Raw genomic sequence first — 14,442 nt, 5'->3', positions numbered from 1 at the left:
TAAGGGAACAATATGTGCGGAATTGTAGGGATAGTTAGCAATAAACCAGTTGCTGACCGAATTGTGGATGCGCTCAAACGACTTGAATATCGCGGATACGATAGTGCAGGCGTCGCGACATTTGCTGGCGACAAAATTGAACGCAGACGCGCACCAGGCAAACTCACCAATCTAAAAGCTGAGCTCGAAAAAGCGCCGCTATCAGGTAATATCGGCATTGGCCACACGCGTTGGGCGACCCATGGGGCGCCGACAACTGCCAATGCCCACCCACACTTGAGCGACAAAGTCGCTGTTGTTCACAATGGCATAATTGAGAACTTCAAAGAACTTCGTGATGAATTGGCCGTCGATGGCTATGCACCAACTTCGGATACGGACACCGAAATTGTTGTGTTGCTCGTCACAAGAGAAATGGACAAAGGCCTCGCGCCATTCGACGCTGCTGCCAACACAATAAAGCGGCTGGATGGAGCATTTGCCCTCGCGATGATGTTTAATGGCGAAGAAAACTTGATCATCGGCGCACGCCAGGGCGCTCCGCTTGCGGTCGGGCATGGCGACGGTGAGATGATTTTGGGCTCGGATGCGATTGCTCTCGCACCATTCACAAATAAGGTCACCTATTTGGAAGAAGGCGATTGGGTCGCGGTTACCAAATCAGATGTCCAGATCTTCGATAAAACTGGAACCTCTGTTCAACGGGCGATTTCCATCGCCAATACGGGCGCAGAGTTGGTGAGCAAAGGCAATCACCGCCATTTCATGTCCAAAGAAATTTACGAACAGCCGGACACAATTTCTCACACCCTTTCAAACTATGTGAACTTTGCTGAAGGTCGCGTTCAACTGCCGCAAGACTTGCCGTTCGATTTTGCAAAGCTCTCGCGCATTACGATTTCCAGTTGTGGTGGATCTTATTATGCAGCGCTTATCGCCAAATATTGGTTCGAAAAGTATGCGCGTTTGCTAGTCGAAGTGGATATAGCCTCGGAATTCCGATACCGCGAGCCGCCGATGGAAAAAGGTGGACTTGCTCTATTCGTTTCTCAGTCGGGCGAAACGGCGGACACGTTAGCGGCATTGCGCTACTGCGCAACCCAAGATCAGCATATCGGTTCAATCGTCAATGTTGCAGAGAGCACTATTGCACGAGAATCTGACGTTGTATTCCCGACCCTTTGCGGCCCAGAAATATGCGTCGCGTCGACCAAAGCAACAACTTCGCAACAAGCGGTTTTGGCAACACTTGCCATCGCGGCAGGCCGTCAGCGCGGCGTCTTGAGTGCAGAAGACGAACAGGAACTCGTTGAAGCCCTTGCCAAACTGCCCGGTGCCATGTCGCGTGCGATAGCGTCAGAACCCAAGATTGCAAGTTTGGACAAGGCGCTCTCCAAAGCTAAAGATGTATTCTATTTGGGACGCGGTTCGCTTTATCCTGTTGCCCTTGAAGGCGCATTAAAGTTCAAGGAAATTACCTATATTCATGCTGAGGGTTATGCCGCGGGCGAGCTAAAACACGGCCCGATTGCGCTGATAGATGAGAAGGTTCCAGTCGTTGTTGTTGCTCCATCAGGTCCACTGCTGGAAAAAACCCTTTCAAACATGCACGAAGTGGCAGCACGCGGCGGCAACATTATTCTCATCACCGATGAAGAGGGTGCAAAGCATGCAGGCACAGACATCAACGAAGTTATTCTGATGCCTCAAGTTCATGAATTGGTACAGCCGATTGTGGCGACAGTGCCGGTTCAATTGCTAGCCTATCACACCGCGGTGTTCATGGGTACAGATGTTGATCAGCCGCGTAATTTGGCGAAATCGGTAACGGTTGAATAACTCAATCGCGACATTTTGATAAAATAAGAGCAATGTCTGATCGCAAAATGAGCAATCAGGCATTGCACATCCAATAGCCATATCTATATAGATCAGACTATGAGCGAAAAACCCGATCAAAATCAAAATGACGAGCAACACACCAACCACGTTACCGCTGGGCGACGCCTGACGAACTATTTTCTGACAGGGTTGGTCATCGCCGCACCGGTAGGGCTAACGCTCTACATTACGTGGTCAATCATTCGATTTGTCGATGATTTTGTAAAACCGCTTATTCCGCCTCAATACAATCCTGACAATTATCTGCCAATTGATATCCCAGGTTTCGGGCTGGTCATTGCGGCAGTTTCCTTGATTATGTTGGGTTTTTTGACCGCCAACTTGGTCGGCCGTACGCTGGTACAATTTGGCGAGAGCATTTTGCACCGGATGCCGTTTGTATCTGTGCTTTATCGCGGTCTCAAACAAATCTTCGAGACTGTGGTCAGCCAGAGCCACTCAAACTTTAAGCAAGTTGGGTTGATTGAATATCCGCGGCAGGGTCTGTGGGCGCTTGTGTTTATTTCGACAGAAGCTAAGGGCGAGGTCGCTGCACGTGTTGCAGGTGACGACATCACCAGCGTATTCCTGCCAACGACGCCTAATCCAACTTCAGGGTTCTTGCTGTTTTTGCCGCGTAGCGAAGTCCATATTTTGGATATGACGGTGGAAGACGGTGCGAAATTGGTGATTTCAGCAGGATTGGTGTCGCCTGACTACCAGAAGAAAACGGCAGAACTTGCAGACGAAGCAAAAGCGAAATCCAAAAAAGAAACCAAGGCCAAACCGGGTAAGAAATAACTATCCGGCATGGATAAGCGGTATCGCCAAGTCCTTGCGGAATAAATATAGAAGCGTTCGTGCGGTATCTCCATCTTTGCCTTGCAGACCAGGGTTACGCTCAAGAAGCTCAATTGCGTCTTCGTGAGCCAACTCCAACAAATCCTTATGAAAATCTGGAATTGCGATTCGAAATCCCGGCATGCCCGACTGGCGTGTGCCCAACAAATCGCCTTGTCCACGCAATTCTAAATCGCGTTCGGCAATTTCAAACCCGTCCTCTGTTGATCTGATGGTTTTTAGCCGCGCTTGCGCCATTTCCGACAGCTTATCGCCATGCAGCAGCAAACAAGCTGAACGCTTGTCGCCCCGGCCTACACGTCCGCGTAATTGGTGTAACTGAGATAGTCCAAACCGTTCGGCGTGCTCGATGATCATGATGGTGGCGTTCGGTACGTCAACGCCAACTTCAATGACCGTTGTCGCGACAAGAATAGAGAGCTCGTTTCGTTGAAATCTCTCCATTACCTCTTGCTTTTCCTGCGCTTTCATCCGGCCATGAACCATGCCAACCCGGTCCCCAAAAACGTTTTGCAGGGATTTATGGCGGTCTTCAGCAGAGATCACATCCAAGTTCTCAGATTCTTCAACCAATGGGCAGACCCAAAATGCCTGTGCGCCTTCGCCGACTTTTGCTCTTAGGCGCGAAATTACGCGGTCATATTCTGCAGCGGGTAAAATCGCCGTGTCGATAGGCTGCCGTCCCGCGGGTTTTTCTTTTAGCAGGCTCACATCCATATCGCCAAAGTGGGTGAGCACCAGAGTGCGCGGAATGGGCGTTGCGGTCATCACCAGTAATTCTGTTTTGCGCCCCTTGTCAGACAGTGCCAGCCTTTGGTGGACACCAAATCGATGCTGCTCATCGACAACGGTCAGACCCAAAGAGGCGAACACAACGCTAGACTGGAACAGCGCATGGGTGCCCACAACAATATCAATTTCGCCAGCTTCAATTTGCGCCTGAATCTCGCGCCGTTCCCCTGCGGGCATTTTGCCGGTCAAAAGCGCCACGCGTAGACCTGCTTTTTCGGCCAACGGCGCTAGGGTTGCGAAATGCTGCGTGGATAAAATCTCAGTCGGTGCCATCAATGCGCTTTGATGCCCAGCTTCCGCCATAGCCGCCATTGCCATCAATGCGACAACGGTTTTTCCTGATCCCACATCGCCTTGTACCAAACGCGCCATTTTTCGTGGAGACATCAGGTCCTCATAAATGTCGTTCACAGCTGTCATTTGCCCATCGGTCAAATCAAAGGGCAGGGCGTCGTTGATCAGTTTAGTTTTTGTGCCGTTTAACCGCCGCACCAATCCGCTTTCGCGGGTCATCGTCGCCCGCACAAGTTGCAAGGTGAGCTGACTGGCGAAATATTCATCATAGGCAAGGCGAGCACGGGCGGCGCCTTCAATAGATGCATCCTGCGGCTTTGCAGGGTTGTGCATCATGTGCATCGAACTTTTGAAGTCAGGCCAGCCGTTAATGTCCAAACGCGTCTGGGGTATCCATTCTGCGATTTTCGGCAGCTTTTCCAATGCGCCTTGCGTGGCGAGCTGCAATTTTTTTGACGTTAAGCCATGTGTGAGCGGATAGACGGGTTCAACCAACGGCAGGTCGTCAAATTTGTCTTCTTCAACTATATAGTCAGGATGGCTTAGCTGAGGCTTGCCCTGATAAAATGTAACTAGGCCCGAGACATATCGTTTTTCCCCAACCGGTAAGGTTTTCTCTAGCCAAGATGCACGCCCGGCAAAATAGGAAATGGTTATGTCGCCGCTCTCATCATGCGCTTCAATACGATAGGGAATGCGATTATTGTGACGTGGCGGCGGGAAGTGCTTGTCCACATGCAGCAGAAAAGTCGAAATGGTGCCAGGTTGCGCAAATTGCACGCCGGGTTGCTGGCGCCTATCGATGAACCCGGAAGGCATATGCATCAAAATGTCGAGTAAAATGGCGTCCTGATTCTCCGGCGCGCCAAAGAAGCCTGCCATCAAACTACTTAACTGCGGTCCAATACCCTTGATTGTGCTGACAGATGCAAACAGCGGATTTAATATGTCTGGACGGGCCAATGAAACTTCCCAAATCGATAATTTTACGCAATTTATCCCTAAATTGATTGTCATGAAAGGCTGACAAGCCAAGATAATACGCGTAATGAAGGCGCCTAACTCTTAATGGCACACGGCGGCAAACTGTGACTAGTACAAAACGTGAAAATCTACCGGATCGTCTGAAAAAAATCAGCTATCGCGCCCATCATCGCGGCACCCAAGAAATGGACATCATTCTGGGTGGATATGTTGACGATGTGGTGGCGAGCTTGAATGACGGCGAACTCGATGATCTTGAGGCATTGATGAGCGAAACCGACGCGGATTTGTACAATTGGATTATTGGTAAAACCCCGCTCGACGACGCTCCATTTCCAATTTTGCTGCGAGCAATCACTAAACATCAGCAAGAACGAGTGAATAACCAATAATGTCGACGCCGAACGATGAAACGCTGGTTCACAATAAAAAGCTGGATGTAAACGCACTATCGCCAAACAAATTTGTGACGGGTGTGCCCGATGGCATGCAGCCCGTTGAACTTGCAGAACAAGTTCAGTTTCAGAATGAAGCCGACCCAAAGCGTCGTGTTTCCTTGTGTTTCGTTGCACGTGATGGCCGACGGATGCAAAAGATGGCAGAGCTGCTTAAGCGGCTTATGCCTGCGCATGATGTGCTGACCTTTCCGGCATGGGATTGCTTGCCATATGACCGTGTTTCCCCAAATGCTAGCGTTCTAGCCGAGCGGATGACAACATTGGCGGCTCTACGTGACACGAGCAATACCGGCGCAATCGTCATCACCACCGTCAATGCAATTATTCAAAAAACGGTTTCAACTCAATTTGTTGATCAGTTTTCCTTCAGTGTTACATCAGGACAAAATGTTGAGACCGATCGGATCATTAATTGGGCGAGCATAAACGGCTATATGCGCGTGCCAACCGTGCGGGAACCGGGCGAATATGCGGTTCGTGGTGGGTTAATCGACTTGTTTCCAGCCGGATTTGACAACCCATTGCGGTTTGATTTTTTCGGCTCCAGCTTAGAGAGCATCCGCACGTTCGATCCTGAAACACAGCGCACCATCGCCCAGCAGAAAACCGCAACGATGGTTCCAATGGGCGAGATCGTGCTGCAAGACGATACGATTTCTCAGTTTCGGCGCGGTTATACCGCCAGCTTTGGCGGCAACACGGCCAACGATCCGCTCTATGCCGCCATCAGCGCAGGACAGCGCTTCGCTGGTATGGAACATTGGCTGCCGCTTTTCTACAATAATGAAATGGGCGGATTGCCAGATTTTTTGGATGGCGCACCGCTTGTTTTAGATGAGCAGGTTAATCAAGCCATAGCCGAACGATTGACCCAAATTCAAGACTATTACGAAGCGCGAAAAGAGGCGTTTGAAGAAGGCGAAGCCGGGGCCGTTTATAAGCCGTTGCCCGCAGATCAATTATACTTTGTCGGCGATGAGCTTGCGCTCTCTCAGAGCGCCGATATTGTTCAAATTACACCATTTTCAACGCTCGACAATGGCCTATTGTCAAACGAAAACCGCGATGGACAACTAGCGCCGAACTTTAGAAAAGAACGGCAGGCAGAGAATATCAATCTGTTCGAAGCCGTTATTGAAACGGCGAAGGACCGCGCCAAAAACAAAAAACGCGTAGCGATTGCTTGTTGGACCGAAGGCACGCGCGATCGAATGGCCCAGGTACTCAAAGACCATGACATAACCGCCAGCCGCATGCTTGAACATTGGGGGCAGGTGAAGTCGCTCAATTTTGGCGAAGTGGGCCTTATTGTACTTGGTTTGGAAAGTGGATTTGAAACCAACGATTTACTGGTCATTTCCGAGCAAGATATTTTAGGTGAACGGATTATCCGCTCAACACGTCGTCGCAAGGGCGCGGACGCCCTAACAGAAGCCGCTGGATTGGCTTCAGGCGATCTTGTGGTGCATGTGGATCACGGCATTGGTCGATTTGTGGGCCTTAAAGCGATTGACGTGATGGGCGCTCCCCACGATTGCGTTGAAATCGCTTACGCCAAAAATGATCGACTCTATTTGCCCGTCGAGAACATCGAGCTTTTATCTCGATATGGTTCGGATGCCGGGGACGGTATATTAGACAAACTCGGCGGCGTCGCTTGGCAGGCCAAAAAGTCCAAACTCAAGCAACGCATTCGCGAAATGGCCGAGCAACTCATCAAAATTGCCGCGGCCAGAACAATGTCCAAAGGCGAAGTCGTTGAGCCCCAAATGGGCCTGTATGAGGAATTTTGCGCACGCTTCCCTTACGAAGAAACTGAAGATCAACTTACCGCCATCGACGCAATCTTTGATGATTTGGCCGCGGGCAAGGTTATGGACCGCTTGGTTTGCGGCGATGTTGGGTTCGGTAAAACCGAAGTCGCACTTCGCGCCGCGTTTGCAGTCGCTCTGTCAGGCAAACAAGTCGCCGTCGTTGTGCCAACAACATTGCTCGCACGACAGCATTTCAAAACGTTCTCGGAACGCTTTGCTGATCTGCCTGTAAATGTGCGCCAAGCATCTCGACTGGTTACAACTAAAGAGCTCAAGCAAACCAAAGAAGGTCTGACCAGCGGCAATGTCGATATTGTCATTGGCACCCATGCCCTGCTAGCAAAAACCGTAAAATTCAAGGACTTGGGATTGCTGGTTGTTGATGAAGAGCAACATTTTGGGGTAGGGCACAAAGAACGGCTTAAAGAGCTAAAGTCCAACGTGCACGTGCTCACACTTTCGGCAACACCTATTCCAAGAACACTACAAATGGCACTGACCGGTGTGCGCGATCTTTCGCTTTTAGCAACAGCTCCCGTTGACCGTCTGTCCGTGCGCAGCTTTGTGTTGCCTTTCGATCCTCTCGTGGTGCGCGAAGCACTTCTGCGCGAGAAATATCGCGGTGGGCAATCCTTCTATGTTGTCCCGCGCATCAAAGATCAGGGCGGAATTGTACAATTCTTGCAAGAGCAAGTGCCCGAGGTTTCGTTCGTCGTCGCCAATGGGCAAATGGCCCCCGGCGAGTTGGATGACATCATGAACGCGTTCTATGACGGCAAGTTTGACGTTTTGATCGCCACAACCATTGTTGAATCTGGCTTGGATATTCCAACCGCGAACACACTTGTCGTCCATCGTGCTGACAATTTTGGTCTGTCCCAATTGCACCAAATTCGCGGGCGGATTGGCCGATCAAAAATCCGCGCATATGCATTGTTTACAACGCCTACTCATCAAAAGCTGACCGATATGGCCACCCGTCGTCTGACGGTTTTGCAATCTTTGGACAGTCTGGGGGCAGGGTTCCAATTGGCCAGCCATGATTTGGATTTGCGTGGCGCCGGCAATATATTAGGCGAAGAGCAATCCGGTCATATTCGTGAAGTCGGGTACGAACTTTATCAAGCCATGTTGGAAGAAGCTGTAGCAACCTTGAAGTCCGGTGGTGATCTTGACGAGGATGACGGCCAATGGTCACCGCAAATATCGCTTGGCATGCCTGTGATGATTCCAGAAACCTATGTGCCTGACCTGCAGGTGCGTATGCAGCTTTATCGCCGTCTGGGTGATTTGACCGAATCCGAAGAAATCAATGCATTTGGTGCCGAACTCATTGATCGATTTGGTCCATTGCCAGAAGAAGTGCAGCATTTGCTGAAAATCGTGCTGGTGAAATCGCTCTGTCGAACGGCAAATGTCGAAAAAGTTGATGCCGGTCCGAAAGGCGCTGTAATTACGCTGAGAAATGGAATGTTCCCCAATCCGCACGCATTAGTTCACATGGTTGCAGATCCGGGAGAACGCGCTAAGGTGCGGCCGGACCAAAAGCTAGTATTTTCGCGCAATTGGCCCGATGCGAATAAGAAGCTGATGGGGGCAGCTCGGATTTTATCTCAACTGGCGAAACTCGCCCAATCGGGCGGATGATGGTTTTTGACGTTTGTGTAAATGCATCAACCATTTGAGATAAAATTTCTTGGATTGACGAAGCCGTCATGTTATTGCCCGAATTGAGGGGTCAAAAGGGACAAATTTTCAACGCAACTGATTTGGTGTTTGCCGAGTTTTGCGATGTAATCAGGAAAAACAATGCTTAAAAACAAAAACATATTTGCGACTATCGCGTTGACTGGCGCAATGATTTTTTCTGCGGGCGCCGGTTTCGCCCAAGAAGCTGCCGCAACGCCAGAACGCAATCCTGAAGATAATTGGCTAAAAGTTTGTGACACGCTTTCGTCAGGCGACAAGGCATGTATCGTTCGTCAGGTCGTTTATGCTGGAACCACAAAGCTTGGCGCATTCACATTGCGGGATGATCCATCGGCTGAGAATCGGTTTTTTGCTCAGGCTGAAATGCCATTGGCAGTTCTTTTGCCGTTCGGTCTAACGTGGCAAATTGATAATACCAAGCCAATCAGAATGCCGTTTGTCACATGTGACCCGACTAAGTGTACTGGCCAACTTGTTGTAAACGAAGCATTTGTTGGTGCATTGAAACGCGGCGCGAAATTGACATTGCTTGCGAAAAACCGTGCGAACAAAGATCTCAAAATCTCAATTGACCTGAACGGCTTCACCGCGGTTTACGATGGCGATAAGGCCATGACGCCTGAGCAGTTCCAAAGCCAGGTTTCAGGACAAAGCGCGCTTGAGCAACAGTTGCAAGACGCAGCCGAAAAAATCCGTAAGGAAAAACAGGGCAGCGAAGCAGCTCCTGCAGAAGGCAGTGGCAACTAAGATTTTGCGAAATCACGAAATTCAAAAAGGGTCGCAGATGCGGCCCTTTTTTTATCTGCCCATACCGACTTCAAATGCAAATTTACGCAATGGCTTAATGCTCTTAAGCACCCACAAACCGCCCATGCGAAGGCATTGAGCCGGCAAAAAGTCAGACAATAGTGACCGAAATAACCCGTCAACGAAGCCGCCGGTGCGCTGCAGATCGCTGCTGCGTTGCTTCGCATAGGCATTTGAGGCATCTACCGCGTGCTGCTCGCTAAAGCCTGTGTTGAGACCGGAGATCGCCTCAAGAAAATCTTCGACATCTCGCAAGCCAAGGTTCAAACCCTGAGCGCCAATTGGCGGAAATGCATGAGCAGCCTCGCCAATAAGCATTGCGCCGTCTTTGCCTACAATTGGCACAGACAAATTGCTTAAAGGAAATACAAACGCTTTGGATACTGGCTTTGCGTGGCCAAATAGGCGGAAAGACTTTTCTTCCAATTTGGCGGCAAGTTCCTTTGGCGGCAGTCTAGCGGCGTGCTCCAACACATCATGACGATCAAGCCACACAAGGTTGGTTTTGTTGCCGCCCGCAGGCACCAAGGTGAATGGGCCATTCGGATAATGAAATTCAACCGATGTTTCATGCTCGACCCGGTCAAATTCGATATCGGCAACCAGCGCAGATTGGCTGAACGGCGTGTGTTTCGAATGAAAACTCAGCTGTTCGCGGACTTTCGACTTTTTCCCGTCTGCACCAACCAAAAGCGTTGTCTGATAAGTCTTACCATCCGCTGCGGTCAGTGAATATCCGTCATCAGTTCGTTCAACCACCTTTACGGTTTCATGAATGGTATCCAAGTCGGCCACCACTGAAGAAAAGGCATCAAGCAATTGCGAATTAGCATAATTGTAGCCAAATGCGTCCAATCCAATCTCATCACTCTTAAACAAGGCTTCAGGCGCGCGGATCAACCGGTTTGTCGCGTCGATAATTCTGATGTTGCTCAGTCGCGTCCCAACTTCATGGCCCACAGGCAACAAGCCAGCTTGAACCATAAATTCAACGGTTGGCATCATCAACGCCGATGTACGGTGGTCTTTTGCCATTTTTGGCGCGAAATGAACGACTTTGAAACCTTGCTTGGCAGCTAGTCTCGCGGCAGCAACACCAGTTAGTCCGCCACCAATGATCGCGATATCATATTGCATCTATGTGAAACTTTCTTTTTGGTTCCCAAGAAATTTGCACCTTTGGCAACTATGCCCGAAACGACAAAAAAATCCAATTGATGTAATGTCGCGGCAATGAAAATTCGCCGAGCTTAGATCACACTTCACATCATTCTGTTTTGAACTATGCTGAACGTCAAAGTTCAGCATATGTAGGGATTCGTGGCATGGAATGGATTTCAGACCCAGCAATTTGGGCCAGCTTGGCAACGCTCACGGCGATGGAGATTATCCTTGGCATCGACAATATCGTGTTTATCTCGGTGTTGGTGTCGCGGCTTCCAGAAAAGCAGGCCGATCAGGCCCGCAAACTGGGCCTTGCTCTCGCGCTCGTCGCCCGCATTGTTATGCTTATGGCCCTCGTGTGGATTATTGGTCTAACACAACCGCTATTTACCGCGTTCGGACACGACTTTGCCTGGCGGGACGTCATATTGATCGCGGGTGGCTTGTTCCTTTTGTACAAAGCAACCCATGAAATTCATCAAGAAGTTGAAGATCCGGACGCTAAAGACCAGATGTCAAAAGCTGGGGCCACATTTATGGCCATTATCGGCCAAATTATCATCATCGATATTGTGTTTTCTGTTGATTCAATCGTCACCGCAATTGGTATGGCCCAACATGTCCCGGTAATGATTGCAGCGGTGACTATTGCGATGGTCGTCATGTATATCGGCTCGATTCCAATTTCGAAGTTCATAGCTGAACATCCAACGACCAAAATGCTCGCTTTGGCGTTCTTGATGCTTATTGGTATGTCGTTGGTGGCAGATGGAATTGGCTTCCATATTCCAAAAGGTTACATCTATTTCGCCATGGCTTTCGCCACTGGGGTCGAATCAATCAACGTGTTGATTTCGGTCCGGCGCAAAAAGGCAAAACTGGCAGAGAAATAGCCAAAAATGGTTTGACGAAGTAGGGCGGTGCACCCGGCTAAATTGGCGGCCAAGCAGTGCAATTGGCTGCCAATTGAATGCTGATTGCAAGCAATTGAAATTTTTGTGACAATTCCTCTTGCAACTTGGCGCGCACTGGGTTAGATCACGCTCCATCATTGCGGGTGGGTGGCAGAGCTGGTTGAATGCACCGGTCTTGAAAACCGGCGAGCGTGCAAGCGTTCCGGGGGTTCGAATCCCTCCCCACCCGCCATGATAAAAATTCCCCAAAATTGACTCGCTTGTTCAACAATTTGGCCCCTATAGGGTTGAATTTTAAGCAAAACCACCCAATATGTGGCGAGCATTGAAAAAAGGGAAAAGCGAATAGTGCGCAACATATCATTGGCGGCTTTACTGATTTCGCTTCTTTTCATTCCTGCATTCTATTGGTGGTTTCAAGCCGATATCATTTGGATTGCAGGATATGCTGTGTTTTCAATTGCAGCGGCGTTCGCAGTTCCCTTCAGCTATCACTTGCTTGGGTTTGAAAAACGCGATCAACAACGTGTGCTTAAGGCACGCGAACAGGCAAATTACGAACGTATTTTGAGCGATATCCGCACGATTTCGATCAATCTAGAGGAAATCGGGGAAGCGGAAGCCTCTAAGCAAACACAGCGTTTGCTGGGCATGGTTGATGATTATCATGAGGTGATCACCAAGCGGTTTGCTGATTCACCGATGTCTGTCAGCTCCCACGCAGAAATCGCGCAGCGGGTCCAAAATATCGTTGTGCAGAATCTATCTGACTTGGTCGTGATCGGCAAAAGTGTCGCCGGAATAAATAAAGAAGACCTTTTGACGTCAAAAGCGGAAAAAGGCACCAGCGACAAAGCGCTTGAACGCCGCCTTGAGCTTGCTGAAACCCAGCGGGCGAAGATGGACGAGATCATTGACGCAAATGGCACACTGCTGACCGCCTTGGCAGAAACGCTGGTTGAAGTCGCCAACATCAAGAAACTTGCGGATGGCGAGCATGATGATGCGGTATTGCGCCTGCGCGAGTTGGCAGATAGAGCGAAAAAATTTCATATTTAGGCGCGACGCGCCAAGGAGTTGTTTAGATGAACAATATAGCAAAGTTTTTCTTGGGAACGGCCTTGGTCGCTGGCACGCTAACGCTTGCAGGTTGCGGCGGTGCGCCAATTGAAAGCACAGAAGCGGCGCATGAAAACATCTCAAAGCTTGTCGCAGAACAAATCAAGCCTACCCGGCAGGAAAATCGCGTCCGAGCAAACATAGAGCTGACAGCCACCAACTTGCTGTCGCTATTGCCCAACATCGCGGAATATCCAATTACCGTTGAAGCGTCTGACAACGCGCGGGTAGAAGCCGTAGAGATTTTCACCAGCTCAGAAAAGTCAGGCAATGGGACCGACGGGCTTTATAACGATCTGGCTGCGCGGTTTAACGAACAGCGCATAAAAATTGGTAACGGCAAGACGGCGGCAATTGCCGTACGTAAGATGCCTTCGGGCCTCGGCGCGCAATTTATTCTGGCGGGTCAAAATGTGCCAGACGCGTTTTCGCCGTCCAACAAGCTTTGGGGCAAAATGCTTGGTTCTCAAGGCATTCTGGTTGATGAAATTAACCCGGTGACGGCGCCCAATACCGCCGGTATTGTTGTGCGTAAAAGCAAAACTGCCCTCATCACCACGGATGGTGCGCTTGATTTGCAGAAGCTTTTGACCGAAGTAACAAGCGGCGACTTTTCAATGGGTTACACTAATCCATATCAATCCAGTACTGGTCTAAATTTCTTGATGATGGTTTTGCATTCATTCGCGCAAGGCGATGAAGCGGAGTTTTTGTCACCTGACGTAGCAAGTGCGTTCGAAGCGTTCCAACTCGGCGTGCCATTTGTAGCGCAAAACACATTGCAAATGCGCGACGCAGCAGTTGGCAGTGGCGTTTTGGACGCTTTGGTGATGGAACATCAGACTTGGGTGAATGTGACCGGCATGGCGGATTATGAGTTTGTGCCATTCGGCGTGCGTCACGACAGTCCGCTTTATGCGCTGCCACAGGCGGACGAAGCCGAACGCGAAGTGCTAAAATTGTTCAATGAATTTATTGAAGCGAACAAAAGTGAAATCTCAAAATTCGGATTTGGCAATAACAGCACTTATCAATCGAGCTACGACATTGCTGATGGCTCGCTGATCCAACAAGCGCAAAAGCTTTGGAAGGACAAGAAGTCTGGCGGCAAACCAATTGCGGCGGTGTTTGTTGCTGACGTATCCGGTTCCATGGACGGTACACGCATCAAAGAGTTGAAAAACGCGCTTGTCGACTCATCTGATTTGATCGCCGCCGGAAATGCCATTGGTCTGGTGAGCTATAATGATGCAGTGAATGTTGACCTGCCCGTCAGGCAGTTCAATCTACAGCAGAAATCACTCTTTATTGGCGCGGTGGAAAACCTAAGCGCCGGTGGCTCTACAGCTACAAACAATGCGGTGATTGTGGCGGCGAATGAACTTTTGACCTTCGCAAATGCCAACCCAGACCACAAATTGGTGATTTTCGTGCTGAGCGACGGGGAAACCAACGAAGGTTTGGATTTTGCCTCGGTCAGAGAAACTTTGCGATTTGCGCGCATTCCAATTCACGCAATCGCTTATGAACTGTCTTCTGACCACCTCAAGGAAATGGCCGGCTTGGTTGAAGCCGCCTATATCGAATCGAGCGTCGGATCAGCGTCATATCGCATCGGTAACCTTTTGAACTCGGAGATGTAAT

10 protein-coding genes and 1 tRNA gene are annotated in these 14,442 nt (G+C 49.8%); 9 read left to right on the top strand and 2 right to left on the bottom strand.

The features are described 5' to 3' along the window. Positions 1-12: 12 nt before the first annotated feature. Positions 13-1,839, top strand: a complete 1,827-nt coding sequence (gene glmS, locus AC2D8L_RS05060; protein WP_484684352.1) for a glutamine--fructose-6-phosphate transaminase (isomerizing) — start codon at positions 13-15, stop codon at positions 1,837-1,839. 99 nt (positions 1,840-1,938) lie between these two features. Further along, entirely contained in the window at positions 1,939-2,682 is a 744-nt protein-coding gene (locus AC2D8L_RS05055; protein ID WP_484684351.1) for a DUF502 domain-containing protein, read from the top strand. Here AC2D8L_RS05055 and recG read toward each other — a convergent pair whose 3' ends face one another. Further along, positions 2,683-4,791, bottom strand: a complete 2,109-nt coding sequence (gene recG, locus AC2D8L_RS05050; protein WP_484684350.1) for an ATP-dependent DNA helicase RecG — start codon at positions 4,789-4,791, stop codon at positions 2,683-2,685. A 125-nt stretch (positions 4,792-4,916) separates the two neighbouring features. Between recG and AC2D8L_RS05045 the strand changes: the two genes are divergently transcribed. The 3 genes from AC2D8L_RS05045 (at position 4,917) to AC2D8L_RS05035 (ending at position 9,541) form a co-directional block, all read left to right on the top strand. Further along, a complete protein-coding gene (locus tag AC2D8L_RS05045; RefSeq protein WP_484684349.1) occupies positions 4,917-5,204 on the top strand; it encodes an FAD assembly factor SdhE in 288 nt (95 codons plus the stop codon). Between the two features lie 95 nt (positions 5,205-5,299). Further along, positions 5,300-8,731: a transcription-repair coupling factor gene (gene mfd, locus AC2D8L_RS05040; RefSeq protein WP_484685153.1), complete on the top strand. Its 3,432-nt coding sequence runs from the start codon at positions 5,300-5,302 to the stop codon at positions 8,729-8,731. A gap of 162 nt (positions 8,732-8,893) precedes the next feature. Then, a complete protein-coding gene (locus tag AC2D8L_RS05035; RefSeq protein ID WP_484684348.1) occupies positions 8,894-9,541 on the top strand; it encodes an invasion associated locus B family protein in 648 nt (215 codons plus the stop codon). A 51-nt stretch (positions 9,542-9,592) separates the two neighbouring features. Here the strand turns inward: AC2D8L_RS05035 and AC2D8L_RS05030 are convergent, their stop codons facing one another. Then, positions 9,593-10,738 carry an FAD-dependent monooxygenase gene (locus tag AC2D8L_RS05030; RefSeq protein ID WP_484684347.1) on the bottom strand — a complete coding sequence of 382 codons (1,146 nt, stop codon included), beginning with the start codon at positions 10,736-10,738 and terminating at the stop codon, positions 9,593-9,595. A 188-nt stretch (positions 10,739-10,926) separates the two neighbouring features. On the opposite strand from AC2D8L_RS05030, the gene AC2D8L_RS05025 reads away from it, so the two are divergent. From AC2D8L_RS05025 to AC2D8L_RS05010, 4 genes are all read left to right on the top strand, one after another. Further along, positions 10,927-11,658 carry a TerC family protein gene (locus tag AC2D8L_RS05025; protein WP_484684346.1) on the top strand — a complete coding sequence of 244 codons (732 nt, stop codon included), beginning with the start codon at positions 10,927-10,929 and terminating at the stop codon, positions 11,656-11,658. 162 nt (positions 11,659-11,820) lie between these two features. Beyond that, positions 11,821-11,911 (top strand) — tRNA-Ser (locus AC2D8L_RS05020). Between the two features lie 116 nt (positions 11,912-12,027). After that, positions 12,028-12,738 (top strand): hypothetical protein, encoded by a 711-nt coding sequence (locus AC2D8L_RS05015; RefSeq protein ID WP_484684345.1) that lies wholly within the window; start codon positions 12,028-12,030, stop codon positions 12,736-12,738. Between the two features lie 26 nt (positions 12,739-12,764). Further along, complete coding sequence (locus AC2D8L_RS05010) at positions 12,765-14,441, top strand: vWA domain-containing protein (protein ID WP_484684344.1); 1,677 nt, start codon at positions 12,765-12,767, stop codon at positions 14,439-14,441. Position 14,442: the final 1 nt, after the last annotated feature.

Source organism: Maritalea sp. YIW29 (genome assembly GCF_057219265.1).
Note: the sequence above shows the minus strand (reverse complement) of the source record. Positions and strands in the feature narration are given on the sequence as shown.